At 32.3% G+C, this 17476-nt stretch carries 16 protein-coding genes; 6 read left to right on the top strand and 10 right to left on the bottom strand.

The genetic code is table 11. The features are described 5' to 3' along the window. Window position 1: 1 nt before the first annotated feature. Together ccoS and AC1Q5Z_RS02605 are read right to left on the bottom strand one after the other, a co-directional pair. Window positions 2-193 carry a cbb3-type cytochrome oxidase assembly protein CcoS gene (ccoS, locus tag AC1Q5Z_RS02610; RefSeq protein ID WP_198857145.1) on the bottom strand — a complete coding sequence of 64 codons (192 nt, stop codon included), beginning with the start codon at window positions 191-193 and terminating at the stop codon, window positions 2-4. Window positions 194-308: 115 nt separating this feature from the next. Continuing rightward, window positions 309-2696, bottom strand: coding sequence for a heavy metal translocating P-type ATPase (locus AC1Q5Z_RS02605; RefSeq protein WP_343588792.1), 2388 nt, complete (start codon window positions 2694-2696; stop codon window positions 309-311). A gap of 202 nt (window positions 2697-2898) precedes the next feature. Between AC1Q5Z_RS02605 and AC1Q5Z_RS02600 the strand changes: the two genes are divergently transcribed. Further along, complete coding sequence (locus AC1Q5Z_RS02600; protein WP_198857143.1) at window positions 2899-3582, top strand: Crp/Fnr family transcriptional regulator; 684 nt, start codon at window positions 2899-2901, stop codon at window positions 3580-3582. Here AC1Q5Z_RS02600 and mazG read toward each other — a convergent pair. The 3 genes from mazG to def all read right to left on the bottom strand — a co-directional run bounded on the left by mazG (window position 3579) and on the right by def (window position 5586). Next, window positions 3579-4349 carry a nucleoside triphosphate pyrophosphohydrolase gene (gene mazG, locus AC1Q5Z_RS02595; protein WP_125719529.1) on the bottom strand — a complete coding sequence of 257 codons (771 nt, stop codon included), beginning with the start codon at window positions 4347-4349 and terminating at the stop codon, window positions 3579-3581. The two genes, AC1Q5Z_RS02600 and mazG, sit on opposite strands and share 4 nt — an antisense overlap. Before the next feature lie 99 nt (window positions 4350-4448). Further along, window positions 4449-4934, bottom strand: coding sequence for a DUF5606 family protein (locus AC1Q5Z_RS02590; protein WP_095930921.1), 486 nt, complete (start codon window positions 4932-4934; stop codon window positions 4449-4451). 61 nt (window positions 4935-4995) lie between these two features. Further along, window positions 4996-5586: a peptide deformylase gene (def, locus tag AC1Q5Z_RS02585; RefSeq protein WP_008462650.1), complete on the bottom strand. Its 591-nt coding sequence runs from the start codon at window positions 5584-5586 to the stop codon at window positions 4996-4998. A gap of 200 nt (window positions 5587-5786) precedes the next feature. Between def and AC1Q5Z_RS02580 the strand changes: the two genes are divergently transcribed. Beyond that, window positions 5787-8009, top strand: coding sequence for an FUSC family protein (locus AC1Q5Z_RS02580; protein WP_198857141.1), 2223 nt, complete (start codon window positions 5787-5789; stop codon window positions 8007-8009). A gap of 41 nt (window positions 8010-8050) precedes the next feature. Here AC1Q5Z_RS02580 and AC1Q5Z_RS02575 read toward each other — a convergent pair whose 3' ends face one another. Then, window positions 8051-9544 carry a malate:quinone oxidoreductase gene (locus tag AC1Q5Z_RS02575; RefSeq protein ID WP_198857140.1) on the bottom strand — a complete coding sequence of 498 codons (1494 nt, stop codon included), beginning with the start codon at window positions 9542-9544 and terminating at the stop codon, window positions 8051-8053. 126 nt (window positions 9545-9670) lie between these two features. Further along, the gene (gene ruvX / locus AC1Q5Z_RS02570) at window positions 9671-10084 is read right to left on the bottom strand and encodes a Holliday junction resolvase RuvX (RefSeq protein WP_198857139.1); all 414 of its coding nucleotides are present in this window, start codon (window positions 10082-10084) and stop codon (window positions 9671-9673) included. A 173-nt stretch (window positions 10085-10257) separates the two neighbouring features. On the opposite strand from ruvX, the gene AC1Q5Z_RS02565 reads away from it, so the two are divergent. After that, a complete protein-coding gene (locus AC1Q5Z_RS02565) occupies window positions 10258-12129 on the top strand; it encodes an LTA synthase family protein (protein ID WP_492443716.1) in 1872 nt (623 codons plus the stop codon). Between the two features lie 83 nt (window positions 12130-12212). Here AC1Q5Z_RS02565 and AC1Q5Z_RS02560 read toward each other — a convergent pair whose 3' ends face one another. Beyond that, entirely contained in the window at window positions 12213-12845 is a 633-nt protein-coding gene (locus tag AC1Q5Z_RS02560) for a PAS domain-containing protein (RefSeq protein WP_198857137.1), read from the bottom strand. Window positions 12846-13106: 261 nt separating this feature from the next. On the opposite strand from AC1Q5Z_RS02560, the gene AC1Q5Z_RS02555 reads away from it, so the two are divergent. Next, window positions 13107-13922, top strand: coding sequence for a 2,3,4,5-tetrahydropyridine-2,6-dicarboxylate N-succinyltransferase (locus tag AC1Q5Z_RS02555; RefSeq protein WP_177210156.1), 816 nt, complete (start codon window positions 13107-13109; stop codon window positions 13920-13922). 66 nt (window positions 13923-13988) lie between these two features. On the opposite strand, the gene AC1Q5Z_RS02550 is transcribed toward AC1Q5Z_RS02555, so the two are convergent. Continuing rightward, window positions 13989-14735: a glycosyltransferase family 2 protein gene (locus AC1Q5Z_RS02550; RefSeq protein ID WP_488754216.1), complete on the bottom strand. Its 747-nt coding sequence runs from the start codon at window positions 14733-14735 to the stop codon at window positions 13989-13991. A 127-nt stretch (window positions 14736-14862) separates the two neighbouring features. On the opposite strand from AC1Q5Z_RS02550, the gene AC1Q5Z_RS02545 reads away from it, so the two are divergent. Together AC1Q5Z_RS02545 and AC1Q5Z_RS02540 are read left to right on the top strand one after the other, a co-directional pair. Further along, window positions 14863-15927 (top strand): glycosyltransferase family 9 protein, encoded by a 1065-nt coding sequence (locus AC1Q5Z_RS02545; protein ID WP_492443713.1) that lies wholly within the window; start codon window positions 14863-14865, stop codon window positions 15925-15927. A gap of 16 nt (window positions 15928-15943) precedes the next feature. Beyond that, entirely contained in the window at window positions 15944-16714 is a 771-nt protein-coding gene (locus AC1Q5Z_RS02540) for a glycosyltransferase family 2 protein (RefSeq protein ID WP_492443711.1), read from the top strand. On the opposite strand, the gene AC1Q5Z_RS02535 is transcribed toward AC1Q5Z_RS02540, so the two are convergent. Continuing rightward, window positions 16695-17462, bottom strand: a complete 768-nt coding sequence (locus AC1Q5Z_RS02535) for a lipopolysaccharide kinase InaA family protein (RefSeq protein ID WP_198857134.1) — start codon at window positions 17460-17462, stop codon at window positions 16695-16697. The two genes, AC1Q5Z_RS02540 and AC1Q5Z_RS02535, sit on opposite strands and share 20 nt — an antisense overlap. Window positions 17463-17476: the final 14 nt, after the last annotated feature.

Here is a 17476-nt window from a genome sequence, read left to right as displayed (position 1 = left end):
ATTATACTTGTTTTTCTTCGATTGGTGAATTATTATTTTGGGAATTAATTTTGGTTTCGTCATCAAAAAGAATTCTGACTGAGGGGGTATAATCATCATCGTATTGCCCAGTTTTGACAGCCACGATAAAGGCAATAAAGAAACAGATTGCCACAAAAATACTTACTGAAATTAATAGATAAATAACACTCATACCTTAGATTTATATTAACAAAATTACTTCGTTAAGGGCGCATAAAATATGATAATTATCATAGAGAAAAAGAATATGTTAAATTTAATAAAATATATTCTTTAATAATTTATAATCATTCTAAATTTCTGTTACTGAAATAGTTAGACATAAAAGTAACAAAACTTACAATCGTAATCGTGCTCAATGGCATGATGATAGCAGCAACTAACGGAAGTAGGTTTCCTGTGACCGCAAATGCAAGTCCAACAACGTTGTACAGCAATGACAGGCCAAAACTCATCTTTATAATAGAAATTGCTTTATGTGAAAGCTTCAAAAAGTAATTGAGACGTGAAAACTCCGATGCATCAAGAATTGCATCACATGCAGGAGAAAAAACGTTCACATTTTCAGAAATAGAAATCCCGACGTTACTTTGCGCCAATGCTCCAGCATCATTTAGTCCATCACCAACCATCATTACATTTTGTCCTTTTTCTTGAAGTTTCTTTATGTATTCAAGTTTTTGCTCTGGTTTTTGATTGAATATTAACTCAGTACCTTTTGGCAGAATAGCTTCTAAGTTTCCTCTTTCGCCATCATTGTCACCAGAAAGTACTTTAATTTGATACTCTTTACTCAAGTTTGCAAAAAGTTTTTCTAGGCCTTCGCGATATTGATTCTGGAAAGTATATTTTCCAAAATAGATCTCTCCTATTTTAATATGTAATGCCGTTTTTTCAATTTCTGAACCATCTGCAACTATATCATTTACAAATTGTCCAGAACCAATTTTAATTTCTTTTCCTTCAATAGTTGCTAAAATCCCTTTACCTGTAATTTCCTGAAATTCTTCTAAAGCGATACGCTTGGCATCTGGCAGAAAATCGTAAAGCATTCGGCTTAATGGGTGGTTTGAACCGCGCAATACGCTCTTAATCAATACAACATCTGAATCTAAAATAGGTTTTCCTTCATATACTATATTCGATTTTTTGTTGGTAGTAATTGTTCCTGTTTTATCAAAAACAATCGTATCAACTTTTGCGAGCTGCTCGATCACAATGGCGTTTTTTAAATAAAATTTCTTTTTACCTAAAATTCGTAATATGTTTCCAAAAGTAAACGGAGCAGTAAGCGCCAACGCGCAAGGACAAGCTACGATTAGCACCGCTGTAAAAACATTAAAAGCTGTATTAGCGTCTATAAAAATCCAATAACCAAAACCAGCAAATGCAATGAGCAATAATATGGGGGTAAAATATCGGCTTATTGCATCTGTTATGGTTTTGTGTTTCTGATCTACTTTTTTCTGAAAAATTTCGTTACTCCATAACTGCGTCAAATAACTCTGTGAAACTGAATGCAATACTTCCATTTCTATTACTTTCCCAATCTGTTTTCCTCCCGCAAATACTTTATCACCAGATTTTTTAGTAATTGGAACAGCTTCTCCTGTAACGAAACTATAATCTATTTCTGCACTTTCACTAATTAAAATTCCATCTACAGGAATAAGTTCTTGATTTCTAATCAACAATCGATCTCCTTTTAAAACATCATAAATAGCAACATTATCTTCAGATGCATCTTTATTAATTTTAGTAACGGCAATCGGGAAATAGGATTTAAAATCTCTTTCAAAGCTTAGGAAACTATAGGTTTTAGTTTGAAACATTTTACCAAGAAGCATAAAAAATACTAAACTCGCTAAACTGTCAAAAAAACCGGGACCGTGATCCATTAGCATATCATAAGTACTGCGAATAAACATCACGATAATACCTAATGCAATCGGAATATCAATGTTAAGCATTCTGGTTCTAATACTGTGGTAAGCAGAAATATAATATCCGCTTGCTGAATATAAGAAACTTGGCAATGCTAAAAGAAAAATCAGTAATCTGAAAAACGGTTTGTAACTATCCAACCAGAATTCTTTCATTTCGAAATATTCTGGAAATGAAAGCAACATAATATTTCCGAAACAAAAGAATGCAACGCCTAATTTATAAGTTAAACTTCGGTCTACTTTTACTTCTGCTGTTCCATAATTTTCTAAACTAATATAAGGCTCATAACCTATTGAGTTTAAAAGATATGCGATTTCTTTTAAAGAAACCACATCTGAGTTAAAGGTAATTCTAACCTTTTTTTCGTGAAAATTAACTTGAGATGTACTTATTCCAGGCTGAAGACGATTTAGATTTTCTAGAATCCAGATACAAGAACTGCAGTGAATATGTGGAATATTTAGCGAAACAATTGACGTGTTTCCTTCCTGAAATTCTAAAACCTTTGCGAGTATGGTTTCATTTTCTAAAAAATCATATTTTCCTTTGATGTCTTGCGGTGTGGCTCCCGGAGACTTTTCAAAATCATAATAAGATGTTAGGTCGTTGATGCTGAAAATTTCGTAAACTGTTTTACAGCCTGTGCAACAAAACTTCTTATCATCAAAATCAATTTCTTCATTTTGTTCAATAGTTAAACCACAATGAAAACAACTTTGCTCCCTCATAAACTTGTTTTTATATGCCACAAATTTCCAATTAAAGCACAATTATTAAGATGATAATTGTCATGTAATCTTGAAATTGAATTCTAATTTAATAAAATAAAACAGTCTAAATTGAGCTCTACCGTAATTTATTATATTTTTACCATATAATAGTCAATTATACCCTTAAATATCCTTATTTTTGCAGCAAACAAATATTGTCATGAATAAATGTGATCAATGCATTGTACGCCAGCTAAGCTCATTAAAAGCCCTTAACAAAGAAGAAGTTATAAAATTAGCTAGCAGCAAAACCTCTTACAAGATTAAAAAAGGTGAAGCCATTTTTGAAGAAGGCGAAGTAACCAATGGTGTTTTTTGTATAAAAGATGGTGTTGGTAAACTTTCAAAATTGAGTGCAAACGGAAAAGATCAAATTGTAAAATTGGTAAAATCCGGAGAACTTCTTGGACAACGCTCTATGATTAGTAATGAGCCCGCAAACTTGACTGCAAAAGCAATTGCCGACATGGAGGTTTGTTTTATTCCTAAAACCGAAATCATCAATTTCTTTAATAATAACAATCAGTTTTCTTTAAATCTGATGCAATCAGTATGCGAAGATTTGAAAGAATCTGAGAATGAAAAAATTGCCTTAGTTCAAAAAACAGTTAAGCAGAGACTTGCTGAAACTTTATTGCAACTGCATGATGAATTTGGAGAAGATACCGACAAAACCCTTAAAGTTCAACTAACAAGAGAAGAACTTGCGGGCATCATTGGTACTGCAACAGAAAGCTGCATTCGTTTATTATCTGATTTTAATAAATTAGGATTAATAGAATTAGTCGGCAAAAAAATTATGCTTAAAGACGTTCGCGCTTTAAAAAAATTAGCAGATAACTAAAGTTTTTTAGCTTCATTCCAGAAAACATCCATTTCTGTAAGCGTCATATCCATTAACGGTTTACCTAATTCGTTTGCTTTACTTTCTAAGTATTGAAAACGCTTTATAAACTTTTTATTGGTTCTTTCTAAAGCATCTTCTGGATTTACATTTAAGAATCTTGCATAATTAATCATAGAAAACAAAACGTCGCCAAACTCGTCTTCAATTTTATCTTGATTTCCAGTTTTTACTTCGTCTTGTAATTCTTGTAATTCCTCTTGCACTTTATCCCAAACTTGATGCGGCTCTTCCCAGTCAAAACCGACACCTTTTACTTTATCTTGAATTCTGCTTGCTTTAACTAGTGCAGGAAGGCTTCTTGGCACGCCCTCTAAAACTGATTTTTTTCCTTCTTTCAGTTTCAGTTTTTCCCAATTCTGTTTTACTTCTTCTTCATTTTCTACTTTCACATCTCCGTAAATATGCGGATGACGATGAATTAGTTTCTCGCAGATTTCATTGCAGACATCAGCAATATCAAAATCATTGGTTTCACTACCTATTTTAGCGTAAAAAACAATATGAAGCAGCAAATCCCCCAATTCCTTTTTGACTTCATTTAAATCGTTGTCCAAAATAGCATCTCCCAACTCATACGTTTCTTCGATTGTTAGATGTCTTAATGTTTGCAGGGTTTGTTTTTTATCCCACGGACATTGTTCACGAAGTTCATCCATGATATTTAATAATCTTTCAAATGCTTTTAACTGGTTTTCTCTGCTCATTTTGAAGTTTTCTATTGATTTAACTCGATTTCTGTAAAATTAAAAAATCCTGTCAAGAAAACATCTTAACAGGATTATTTTATGATTAAAGAAAAACTACTATTCTTCTTTTTTAGCTTTTGCTTTTTTTGCTGCTGGAGCTTTTTTTGGTTTTTCTTCAGCAACTGGAGCTTCTTCTTTTGGTTCTTCAGCTGCAGGAGCCAAATCTGTAACCAAACCTTTAGCTTGAAGCGTGTTGTACCAGTTTAATACTTTTTTGATATCTGATGGATAAACTCTCTCTTCGTCATAATCTGGAAGAATTTGTTTGAAATAAGCAGACAAAGTAGCATTGTCTTCTTTATGAGAAATCGCTTGTCCTTTATTTTCTTTAACGGCAATCTGCTGCATTACTTCAGTTAACGGTTTTTCGCCTTCATAAGTATAAATCGAAATTTCAGACAATAAACTTACATTGCTTTTTAGATTTACAGTAATCTTCTTCCCATCAATTAATGATTCCGCCACAAAACCTGTACGAGTTTGTACTTTTAATTCGTATAAACCTGGTTTTCCTGAAATGGCTAAAATTTTCGTTAAATTCATTTTTATTAAAATTAGTATTAAGAATTTGATTTATTTTTTTGTTTCCAATTATTTAGAAAACTTATCTTGCTTTTTTAGCTGCAAAAAATTTCATTCTATATTCCTGAGACGTTTTTCCCTCAGTAATATTTTTCAATTTCTTTTGGATTAAACGTTTCTTTAGAGATGAAATTTTATCTGTAAACAAGATTCCTTCAATATGGTCGTATTCGTGTTGAATAACTCTTGCGATTAATCCGTCGAATACTTCCGTTTTCATAACGAAATCTTCTTCACAATATTCGATTGTAACAGTTGGTTTTCTGTAAACGTCTTCACGCACATCAGGAATACTCAAACAACCTTCATTAAATCCCCACTCTTCTCCTTCTTCTTTAACGATTTTAGCGTTGATAAAAGTCTTTTTAAAACCTTTCAAATCTTTTTGTTCCTCTGAAGGAAGATCCTCATCATCACTAAAAGGCGTTGTGTCAATGACAAACAAACGAATTGGCAGTCCAACTTGCGGTGCTGCAAGTCCAACCCCATACGCATTGTACATGGTCTCGTACATATTTGCGATCGTTTCTTTTAGATTTGGATATTCTGGTGTAATATCCTGCCCTACTTTTCTTAAAACAGGATCACCGTATCCTACAATTGGTAAAATCATTTGTTTTTATTTATGTTTTTATGTGCTGCAAAAACAGAATTAAAGTTCTGATATTTCAGCTGGCAAAAATAGTAAAAAATAGTCAAGAATGATTCTAATAATCTATTATATCGTATTTTTTACAAGCTGTTAAAAATCTCATCCATAATTATGCCAAAATCACTCCTACAATTCTTACCTTTGCTAGTAAACCTCTCTTTATGATTGATAAGATTTCGAAATTTACAAACAGTACTTCCTTTCTCAATGCCTCTAAAGTAACTATCGCTTCTGTTGTTCCTGTTTTGGTTTTAAATTTTTTAGGTCATTTTGAAATTGGTTTCACGATTGCATTAGGTGCTTTCTATACTTATCCTAGCGATATTCCGAGTTCACTTGGTCATAAGATAAAAGGGTTAATTGCTGCTTCTTTTATTGTTTCGGGCGTTAATCTACTGGTAAATCTCGTTTATCCGTATCCGCTCCTTTTTTATATATTTTTAGGCTTTCTGTTGTTTTTATGTTCTATGATTTCGGTTTATGGACAGCGAGCAACGTTAATTTCTTTCTCTGCCTTATTATCTATTTCTCTTTCTTTTGGGCATTTGCATGAAGGTTGGGCTGCTTTTGAATATTCTGGTTTTATTTTTATTGGAGGAATTTTATACCTTATAGTTTCTCTTGTTTTTCATTTTGTACAGCCATATAAATATGTCGAATTACAAATTGCAGAAGGAATAAAACTTACTGCCAAATATCTAAAATTAAGAGGTGATTTATGGAGCCCAGAAGCTAACAGGCAAGCAATTATTGAAAAACAGCTGGCAGTACAAGTAGAACTAAATCTAATTCATGAAGATTTAAGAAAAATGTTAATCGGAAACCAGAATGCATCTGGAATAACGAGCCAGAACCGAAAAATGCTTTTGGTTTTTATCACTTTAGTCGAAATTCAAGAATTGGCACTTTACACTTCTTTTGACCATAGTAAACTTCATCAGAAATTTGCCAAACATCCTGATGTTTTAAGAACCTATCAAAATGTAGCTTATAAACTGGCTTCAACCCTCAAAAAACTCTCCAAAAATGTCAATCATATCAGTGTTTATGTCGATAAGCATGATTTGAAAAATGAATTAGATGCACTTGAATTTGCCATTTTTGACTATGAAAAAACATTAGGAAAAGAAGAAGCTGCAGAAGGTGTTTTAATGCTAACCAATATGCTGAAATATGCTAAAAATCAGGTTGGGAAAATTAAAACTATTCAGCGTGCGCTTTCTTTGGCAATGCAATCTTATAAACTGAAAGATCAAGATAAAGAGCTAGAAAAATTCTTAACTCCGCAATATTATCCGTTACGAACTTTAATTGAGAATTTAAGTTATTCTTCTTCGATTTTCAGGCATTCAATAAGATTAACGATCACTATTTTGATTGGTTTTTTCCTCGGACAAGTTTTGCCTTTTCAAAACGTCTATTGGATTCTGCTGACCATTGTAGTAATCATGCGCCCTGGCTATGGTTTAACAAAAGAACGATCGTACAACAGAATATTCGGAACTGTTTTAGGAGGAATTTTAGCTTTCGGAATTGTATCTGTTATTCAGAATCACGTTGCACTGAGCATTTTTTCAATTGTATGTATGCTTCTCGGAATTTCATTTACGCAAATCAACTATAAAATAAGCGCAACATTTGTTACAATGTATGTGGTTTTCATCTACGGAATTTTAACACCTGACATTAACGAAGTAATTCAGTACAGAATATTAGATTCACTTGCGGGAGCAATTTTAGCTTTCATTGCCAATCAGTTTTTATGGCCAGCTTGGGAATTCATCAATACACCAATTCATATTGAAAACACAATTCGGGCGAATAGGAATTATCTAAAAGAAATTGCTGATTTTTATAATAAAAAAGGAGAAGTTCCAACTTCGTATCGTTTAGCACGAAAAAATGCCTTTGTTGAAATAGGAAATTTAATGACTTCTTTTCAACGTATGATGCAGGAACCTAAATCAAAACAAAAAACAATGCCTTTGGTAAATAAATTGGTGGTTTTAAATCATTCTTTATTATCTGCTTTAGCGTCATTGTCAACTTATATTCAATCGCATCAAACGACTTCTGCTTCTGACTCTTTTAATTATATCATCAAGACTATTCTAGCCAATTTAGATCACTCGATTTCTATTTTACGAAATGAAGTTATAATACAAGATACTTTTTTTGAAAAAGAAGATGTGACATTACAGTTTGAGGAATTAAAACGAAAACATTTTACACGCTTAGCTGAAGATGATGATTTGGATAAAGAAACGCGTCAAGCAAAAATGCAAGAAGCCCAAATGGTAATCGAGCAACTGATTTGGATGAGCAATCTAGCAGAAAAAATTCTAAAAAACACAACCGACCTAAAAGCAACAAATCCAGATTAATTCATCTGGATTTGTTTTTTATATTTCAATAATGAGAAGCTTTAATTTAATTTTAAAACTTCTGCAGTTTGTTTTCTAAGCTGTTCTAAAAGTTCTGGCTTATCATTTAAAGTCTGACCGTAAGAAGGAATCATTGTTTTTAATTTTGCTTGCCATTCTGGTGTTTTAATTTGATGCGTAAAACATCTGCTAACCAAATCAACCATAATTGCTACAGCAGTAGAAGCTCCTGGAGAAGCACCTAATAAAACTGCCAAACTTCCGTCGTGCGTATTAATTACTTCAGTACCAAATTCTAAAACACCACCTTCTTTTTCATCTTTTTTGATCACCTGAACACGTTGTCCTGCTTTTTCCAATTTCCAATCTTTAGAACGTGCTGTTGGCAAATATTCACGTAAAGCTTTCATTCTGTCTTTTGGAGACTGGCGAACTTGCTCGATCAAATATTTCGTTAATGGAATATTATGATATCCCGCGGCCAACATCGGGATTAAATTGTTAGACTTAATAGATAACGGCAAATCTAAATAAGAACCATTTTTCAAGAAACGAGTCGAGAATCCTGCAAATGGCCCAAAAAGAAGTGCTTTCTCTCCGTCAATTACACGAGTATCGATATGAGGAACAGACATTGGAGGAGCTCCAACACTTGCTTTTCCATAAACTTTTGCTTGGTGTTTAGCAATTACCTCAGGATTTGTACATTTTAGCCATTGTCCGCTTACAGGAAAACCTCCATATCCGTTTCCTTCTGGAACATTTGCTTTTTCTAATAAAGGAAGAGAACCTCCTCCTGCACCGATAAATACAAATTTAGTATAAGCTTTACGAGTATTTCCGGTAGACAAATCTTTAATTTTAATTCTCCAAGATTTATCTTCGCGCTGTCTTAGTTTTTTAACTTCGTGATTGAAATACAAAGAAACACCGTCTAATTTTTCTAAGTAATTGAACATACTTCTTGTTAAAGCACCAAAGTTAACATCGGTACCAATTTCCATATGTGTTGCTGCTAATTTTTCATCAGCATTTCTGCCTTCCATTACCAATGGCATCCATTTTTGAAGTTGTTCAAAATCGGTGCTAAAAGTCATATCGGCAAAGATTGGATTGCTTTGAAGGGCTTCGAATCTCTTTTTTAAATAATCTACGTTTTTATCTCCCCACACAAAACTCATATGAGGTACGCTTTTAATAAAATTATCCGGAGACGGCACTTTATTTTGCTGCACTAGGTAAGACCAAAACTGGCGAGAAATCTCAAACGATTCTGCAATGCTTATTGCTTTTTTAGGATCTATGCTTCCGTCTGCCTTTTCTGGAGTATAATTTAATTCACAAAAAGCAGAATGTCCTGTTCCAGCATTATTCCAAGCATCAGAGCTTTCAGCAGCAGCAACATCTAATCTTTCGTAAATTTCAATTTTTATATCTGGTTGTAATTCTTTCAAAATTACCCCAAGAGTGGCACTCATTATTCCAGCGCCAATGAGTACTACATCACTATTTGAACGTATGGTTTCGTCAGGCATAACAGTATTTTTATTTAAAGTGCAAAGGTACTTTTTTAATTGCAAAAAAAAACTAATTTTTAGATGATAAAAGTTAGGATTTTCTAAAAACCTTTAAATTATAAATAAAAAATACGACGAACAGCGTTATTTTTTTGCGGAAAGATAATCTTGAAGCATAATTGTAGCAGAAATTTCGTCTATTAATCCTTTATTCTGACGTTGCTTTTTACTTAAACCACTGTCGATCATGGTTTGAAATGCCATTTTTGAAGTAAAACGTTCATCGACACGAATCACTTTCATCTCTGGAAAAATATTCGAAAAATGAGTTGCAAAACCATTAATCACAGAAGCACTTTCAGAAGGCATTCCGTTCATTTGTTTTGGTTCCCCAATTAAAACCGCTTCGACTTTTTCTTTCGCAAAATAATCTTTCAGAAAGTCGATCAAAGTATGTGTTGGAATCGTTGTTAAACCCGAAGCAATAATTTGCATTTCGTCTGTAACAGCAATCCCTGTACGCTTTTGTCCGTAATCTATTGAAAGAATTCTTGGCATGTTTTATTTTTTCAGCAAAGGTAAATATTTTTCCTATCCTTTCCCACAATAACCAGAAAATGCAATTTATATTTTTTTTTGTCAGAAAAAAACTTTTATTTTCATTTAAAAAAAATACTTTTGCGCAAAAAAAATTTTACTAAAAAAACAAGGCTTTTATTCTATCAGTACAAATGAGTAATTACAAAACGAATTTAATTTTATTTATAAATAGATTTATCCTAATTGTTGCGGTTTATCAAATCTGCAGAATTCTTTTTTACTGCGTCAATCTCGAATTATTTAATAACTTAAGCATAAGAGTTTTTTCTGGCGGTTTGCTTTTTGATCTAGCTGCGGTTGCTTATATCAACATACCTTTTTTAATTGCACATCTTTTTCCTGGTAATTTTAAATACAGTCCGAAATACCAAAAGATTTTGCTTGTATCATTTTACGCAGTCAATCTTGCTTTTATTGCAACCAATTTTATTGATATTATTTACTATCGTTTTACTGGCCGAAGAAGCACCTACGCAATGATTACCGCAGACGGAATGGAGCATGATGTGATCCGATTAATTCCTTCTTTTTTAAAAGAGTTTTGGTATATCGCAATTCTCTTTATAATTACAGGTTTTGTTTTATGGAAACTACTTCCTAAAGCAAAAAGCCCTATTACACCTAAAGAATTGAATAGACGAGATTATGTACAAAAAGCCATTTATACTGTTATTTCAATTTTTGTAGTTCTATTAATGATACGCGGAGGTGTACAAAAAAAACCTATTAAGATTGTTGACGGAATGCGATATGGAAATTTAAATACCTCTGCTTTGGTTTTAAATACTCCTTTCACTATTCTAAAAACCGCTTTTAAGAAAAAAGAACTTGAAAAAGTGCATTATTATAGCGATTCTGAATTAAAATCAATCTATAATCCTGTTCTTTCTATAAACCCTAAACTACCTGCTGATAAAAAAAATGTAGTTGTAATTATTCTAGAAAGTTTTGGAAACGAAAACATTCACTGTGGTCAAACTCCTTTTTTAGATTCGTTAATTACAAAAGCTCATTACTTTAAAAACGGATTTGCTAACGGAAAAGTGTCTATCGATGCGGTTCCATCAACTATATCAAGCATTCCTAGTTTAATGAATAATTCTTTTATAACCTCAGGCTATGCTTTAAACAAAACAAAAAGTCTTCCGCAAATCTTGAAAAAGGAAGGTTATAATACTTCTTTTTTTCACGGCGCTTTTAACGGAAGCCAAAACTTTGATCAATATTGTAAAGTTGCAGGGTTTGATGAATATTATGGTAAAGACCAATATGTAGGAAGTCCAGCATTTGATGGAAAATGGGGTATTTTTGACGAAGAGTTTTTACAATTTTTCGCCGCAAAACTTACTTCTTTCAAACAGCCTTTCTTTAGTTCTATATTCACGATTTCATCACACAATCCTTATATTATTCCTGAAAAGTATAAAGGTAAATTCCCAAAAGGAAATACGGAAATCCAAGAAAGTATTGCCTATACAGATTTTGCGCTTCGAAAATTTTTCAAAAGTGCTAAAAAAGAAAAATGGTACAACAATACTCTTTTTGTAATAACAGCCGATCACACATCTTCTAGCGGAACTTCAGAAGCAGATAAGACAAATGTTGGTAAATTTAGAATTCCAATATTGTTCTTTGATCCTTCAAATCCAAGTTTCAATGTTGCTGATGAGAAGAACTTTCAACAAATCGATATTATGCCTAGCATACTTGATTACTTAAATATAAAAGCAGAAATAATATCTTTTGGAAAAAGCTTCAAATCTCAACAAAATTTTGCGGTTTATTACCTTCAAGACACTTACCACTGCATTGTCGATGACTATTATCTTGCTTTTGCAAACAATCGTACTATCGGTTTATACAATTGGAAAAAAGATACTTTATTGAAACATAATTTAATTGAAACGAATAAAACAAAAGCAAACGAGCTTGAACGTTTTTTAAAAGGTTATATTCAGTCTTTCAATAATCGAGTAATAGACAATCAACTAAGTTTTGATTAATAATTGATAAATAAAAAATCCGCCTTGAAAATATTTCAAGACGGATTTTTATCCAAATATTCAAACCTAAAAAATAACTCAATTTATCTTCCGAACAATCGGCCGAAAAAACCTCTGTGTTCTTCCTCTTCTCCTGCATCCTCTTCTTCTGAGTAATTAGCAAACTTAGATTGCGATTTTTCATGTTCGTAAATCAACTCCTTAATATATTCAACGTAAGTTCTCTTTTTCTCTTCTAAGAAACCAATTAAGTACTTTTCGCTAAATTCTACTCCACTTGCTGCTTCAATCTGCAACAACTTTTTGTATAAAGGCTCAATATGCATCGCAATTACTTCTTGCGGTACAGCTTGTCTTCTTCCGAAATAATTTACGATAACATCGTTTTCGTCTCGGGCAATTTCAAAATCTGTAATTACCCAATAGTATCTTCCAGACTTTGCAAGGTTTTTTACAATAGCATGAAAGTTTTTCCCGTTTTTAAGATTCTCCCAAAGCACTTTAAAAATAACTTTTGGCATATCCGGGTGGCGTATGATATTATGAGGCTGGCCCATTAATTCATAATCTTCGTAACCACAAACGTCTACAAATACTTCGTTGGCGTATTCTATAATTCCGTATGCGTTTGTTTTACTCATAATAACCTGAGTTTTATCCCAGCTTACTTCTTTATCAATGATTACTCTGTTTTGAAGGTGATTTTCTTGATTCATATTTTACTGCTTATATGATTATTTATGGAATGGAATGTTGATCAACACTGCGAAATTAAAGCGAAGAAAAAGTACAAATCCTGACTTTTGTCATATTTTGATATAAAAAAAACTTTTAGCGGTAACGGTATTAATTAAAAACATATACAGCCTTTCTGATTTTACAAATAAGAAACAAAAAGTTAAATATGTAACATTTTCAAACCGTTTTGCTTTTTTGCATTTCTACAAATACCTTATCTTTGCCAAAAAATTAAACGTATGAATTCTTTACAGACTATAATTGAACAAGCTTGGGAAAACAGAGCTTTATTGCAAGAAACTACAACTACTGACGCCATTAGAGAAGTAATCGAATTGGTAGACGCAGGAAAATTACGTGTTGCTGAACCAGTTGGTGACAAATGGCAGGTAAACGAATGGGTTAAAAAAGCAGTTGTAATGTATTTCCCGATTCAAAAAATGGAAACATGGGAATCTGGTATTTTTGAATACCACGATAAAATGTTGCTAAAGAGAAATTATGCTGAAAAAGGAATTCGTGTAGTACCAAACGCTGTAGCTCGTTACGGTGCTTACATTTCAAGCGGTGTAATCTTAATGCCAAGTTACGTAAACATTGGAGCTTATGTAGACGAAGGAACAATGGTTGATACTTGGGCAACTGTAGGAAGCTGTGCTCAAATTGGTAAAAACGTACACTTAAGTGGTGGTGTTGGTATTGGTGGTGTTCTTGAGCCATTGCAAGCTGCTCCTGTTATTATCGAAGATGGCGCTTTTATTGGTTCTCGTTGTATCGTTGTTGAAGGTGTTCATGTTGGAAAAGAAGCAGTTCTTGGAGCTAACGTATGCTTAACAGCATCTACAAAAATTATCGATGTTACAGGTGATGAGCCAGTTGAAATGAAAGGTTATGTACCAGCTCGTTCTGTGGTTATTCCTGGAAGCTATACTAAGAAATTTGCTGCTGGCGAATTTCAAGTTCCTTGTGCCTTAATTATCGGAACTCGTAAACCATCTACAGATTTAAAAACTTCTTTAAACAATGCACTTCGCGAATACGATGTTGCGGTATAGGTTTTAAAAGATCTTAATATTAAAAATCCAAATTCCATTTTATTATTGGAATTTGGATTTTTTTTGTCACTTTCTTTTTTGAAGTTTTATAAGCTTAGCATATTTCATATAAGAAAAAAAGGCCTGAATCATTGCAATTGTCAATCCATCAAGACCGTTAAAAATTCCTTTTTTAAAGAAATAGCAACGGATAAAGGCTACTGTTCCGTTCAGAACAGGCTTAAACGCATTTATTCTTTTTCCTTGATCAAATAATTGTTGGGCATGCCATCCTGAATATTGGTTCTTTTTTGCAATAATCTGATCAAAAGAATCCCATCCGTAATGTAAAATATGTACCGCAACCTTTTTCTCATTTTGAGCAACAATTTTCTGATGTACTTTAGAATCTGAAGGATGAGCTGTTTGTTTATTAAAGAAACGAACTTTATGATCTGGATACCATCCAGAAAAATCTATTAATTTATCTGCCAGAAAGTTTTTTACTCTAAAACTTAAAGCATCATAGTTTCCTTCTAGATATTTTTTCTGCAGAATAAATTCCTCTGCATCCTTATCTAAAAATTCGTCTGCATCCAGATTTAAAATCCAGTCATTTTTACAAAAAGGCAATCCGTGCGTACGCTGCGGTCCATCTCCTAAAAATACTTGCTGAATAACCTGTGCTCCTTTTTCTTTAGCTATTTCTACTGTACGATCTTTACTAAAAGAGTCTACAATAATAACTTCATCACAAACTTTAAATAAGGCATCTATACATTTTCCAATGTTTTTCTCTTCATTGAAAGTAATAACCAAACCGCTAATTCCCATTGTCAATTTTAATTTGTTGAGCACAAAAATATGACTTTTTAATTTAGTTTAATCTTATTACCGCCATCACTTGTTCACTTCACAAAATAGTTTGTACTTTAGCTTTCAAATTGAACATAAAAACCAAATGAGAATATTAGTTATTCAGCAAAAAAGAATCGGAGACGTCTTAACAAGCACAATTATCTGCAACAACTTAAAAGCCAAGTTTCCAGATTCTACAATTGACTATATGTGTTATCCTAATTCGATTGATGTTCTTACAGAAAATCCGAATATTGATAACATTATTCCAGTAACTAATAAAATCAGAAAATCTACTTTTGGTTTCATTAAATTCATTTTTGAGATTCGAAGAAAAAAATATGATGCGGTAATCGATGTATACAGTAAATTAGGAACGAATTTAATTACGTTTTTTTCTGGAGCAAAATTTAAAGTTTCCTATCATAAATGGTATTCTAACATTTTTTACAACTACAGTTATGAGCGTTTTGATGCCATAAAATCAGAATATGGTTTAGCAATCGAAAACAGACTATTGCTTCTTAAACCTTTTTTCACAGAAAAGATAACCAATGTAAAACCAAAGATTTATTTAAAAGAATCTGAAATTAAAGAAGCAAAAAATATTTTAAACAGCTACAATATAGATCCTGAAAAACCGCTAATTATGTTTGGAATTTTAGGAAGCGAGCACTACAAAACATATCCGCTAGACGGAATGGCAAAAATTATCGATTTTACAGTAGCCAAAACAAACGCTACTATTCTTTTTAATTATATTCCGAACCAGAAAGAGCAAGCTTTGGAGGTTTATAATCATTGTTCTAACGAAACAAAAAAGCATATTATCTTCGATTTGTACGCTACAGATTTACGTCAGTTTTTGGCGATACTTTCTCAATGCGAAATGCTTATAGGAAACGAAGGTGGTGCTGTAAATATGGCAAAAGCGCTTGAAATTCCAACTTTCTCGATCTTTACTCCTTCTGTCAGAAAAGAAACTTGGCAGCTGTTTGAGAATGAAGCAAAAAATGTATCTGTTCATTTAAAAGATTTAAAACCTGAAATCTACGAGAAACATACAGAGCAATATATAAAAGAACATACTTTTGAATATTATGCTGAGTATCCATTAGAACTTATGCTAAAAAAATTAGAGACTTATTTTCAAGAATATAAAAATTGAAAAGTAAAGGATCAGCATGAATAGTGAAGGGCAAAAATTATCAGTATTGATTATTACGCTTAATGAAGAACATCACATAAAATCGCTTCTTGATGATATTGATTTTGCTGATGAAATAATTGTTGTTGATTCTTTTAGCACTGATAAAACAGTAAGCATTGTTGAGTCTTTTAACAATGTAAAATTAATTCAGAATGCATTTACTGATTATACTTCTCAGCGAAATTTTGCGTTGGATCAAGCTCGAAACTCATGGGTTTTATTTATTGATGCCGACGAAAGATTAACACCCGAATTAAAATCTGAAATCGTTACTAAAATTAATTCCCAAAATGCTGCAAGTGCTTATTTTATCTATCGTATTTTTATGTTTAAAAACAGTAGATTAAATTTCAGCGGCTGGCAGACTGATAAGATTTTCAGGCTTTTTGATAAATCGAAATGTCGATACGATTCAGAAAGAACTGTTCACGAAAAGTTAATTGTAAACGGATCAATTTCTACTTTAAAACACAAAATCATACATTTTTCGTACTCTTCTTATGAAGATTACAAATCGAAAATGCACAATTACGGAATTCTTAAAGCCAACGAAAAATTTGCAAAAGGGATAAAACCATATTTATTAATGCAGTTGTTCCATCCTTTATACACTTTTTTATACCAACTTATTATCCGTTTTGGTTTTCTGGACGGACAAAAAGGCTTCACAATATGTTATTTGAATGCTTACAGCGTTTATATTCGCTACAAAGAATTAAGAAAGCTTACTTCTTCCAGAATTTAAGCTTCTTTTTCAGGCGTTTTTTTCTATAGAACTTCTCTTGAAAATCTGAAGTATCTTTCCATAAAGTTTCGAAAATCTTCTCTTCAGGCTGTTTAAGATAAAATTTAGCATATTCGTTACTCATCGTCGCCACCATTTCTTTTAACGGAGTTAAGCGGCATAAGTTTTTCATGCGCATTTCAAAAGTCATTTCATTATGAAATTCCATTCTGTTCAAATCCACCAGAAAGAAATCATAATTTCCGCTTGCATTCTTTTTTATCAAAGTATTTCCTGGCGAATGATCTAAAAATTCAATGCCTTTTTCGTGAAGATCAAAGCTAAATTTAGTAAACTGTCTCAAAATATTGTCGCGGTCTGGAAAATCAGGAATTTCTACCAATTCTCTATAGGTAAGATCACATTCAAGCTGTTCGCTTACATAAAAGCTTTTTTCTAAACCTATTATTGAAGAAAATTCAGCAAACGCAATAGGTTTTGGAGTTCCAACACCCAATTCCAACAATTTATTAGCAAACTCAAAAGAACGTTTAGCTTTTGATTTTCTGAAGTATTTGTAGGCGATTTTATTAATAAAGTGCGGAACTTTAAACGATTTTATGTTTATTTTTTTATCGTCTAAATCAAAAAGCTTTATCTGATTGCGCTGGCCAATTACAAAGTCTTCTCCTTTTGTATTAAAAAAACGAATATATTCAAGAAGAATATTTTCAAATTTTTCATATCCGCGATTTAATCTTAAAATCATAAAAATTGTTTCCG

The sequence above is a fragment of the Flavobacterium sp. GW823-FHT06G12 genome (assembly GCF_058794775.1).
Note: the sequence above shows the minus strand (reverse complement) of the source record. Positions and strands in the feature narration are given on the sequence as shown.

What these genes read in the sequence shown, in the direction of transcription:
- ccoS (WP_198857145.1), bottom strand. Translation starts at nt 193, where the DNA reads ATGAGTGTTATTTATCTATTAATTTCAGTAAGTATTTTTGTGGCAATC.
- AC1Q5Z_RS02605 (WP_343588792.1), bottom strand. Translation starts at nt 2,696, where the DNA reads ATGAGGGAGCAAAGTTGTTTTCATTGTGGTTTAACTATTGAACAAAAT.
- AC1Q5Z_RS02600 (WP_198857143.1), top strand. Translation starts at nt 2,899, where the DNA reads ATGAATAAATGTGATCAATGCATTGTACGCCAGCTAAGCTCATTAAAA.
- mazG (WP_125719529.1), bottom strand. Translation starts at nt 4,349, where the DNA reads ATGAGCAGAGAAAACCAGTTAAAAGCATTTGAAAGATTATTAAATATC.
- AC1Q5Z_RS02590 (WP_095930921.1), bottom strand. Translation starts at nt 4,934, where the DNA reads ATGAATTTAACGAAAATTTTAGCCATTTCAGGAAAACCAGGTTTATAC.
- def (WP_008462650.1), bottom strand. Translation starts at nt 5,586, where the DNA reads ATGATTTTACCAATTGTAGGATACGGTGATCCTGTTTTAAGAAAAGTA.
- AC1Q5Z_RS02580 (WP_198857141.1), top strand. Translation starts at nt 5,787, where the DNA reads ATGATTGATAAGATTTCGAAATTTACAAACAGTACTTCCTTTCTCAAT.
- AC1Q5Z_RS02575 (WP_198857140.1), bottom strand. Translation starts at nt 9,544, where the DNA reads ATGCCTGACGAAACCATACGTTCAAATAGTGATGTAGTACTCATTGGC.
- ruvX (WP_198857139.1), bottom strand. Translation starts at nt 10,084, where the DNA reads ATGCCAAGAATTCTTTCAATAGATTACGGACAAAAGCGTACAGGGATT.
- AC1Q5Z_RS02565 (WP_492443716.1), top strand. Translation starts at nt 10,258, where the DNA reads ATGAGTAATTACAAAACGAATTTAATTTTATTTATAAATAGATTTATC.
- AC1Q5Z_RS02560 (WP_198857137.1), bottom strand. Translation starts at nt 12,845, where the DNA reads ATGAATCAAGAAAATCACCTTCAAAACAGAGTAATCATTGATAAAGAA.
- AC1Q5Z_RS02555 (WP_177210156.1), top strand. Translation starts at nt 13,107, where the DNA reads ATGAATTCTTTACAGACTATAATTGAACAAGCTTGGGAAAACAGAGCT.
- AC1Q5Z_RS02550 (WP_488754216.1), bottom strand. Translation starts at nt 14,735, where the DNA reads ATGGGAATTAGCGGTTTGGTTATTACTTTCAATGAAGAGAAAAACATT.
- AC1Q5Z_RS02545 (WP_492443713.1), top strand. Translation starts at nt 14,863, where the DNA reads ATGAGAATATTAGTTATTCAGCAAAAAAGAATCGGAGACGTCTTAACA.
- AC1Q5Z_RS02540 (WP_492443711.1), top strand. Translation starts at nt 15,944, where the DNA reads ATGAATAGTGAAGGGCAAAAATTATCAGTATTGATTATTACGCTTAAT.
- AC1Q5Z_RS02535 (WP_198857134.1), bottom strand. Translation starts at nt 17,462, where the DNA reads ATGATTTTAAGATTAAATCGCGGATATGAAAAATTTGAAAATATTCTT.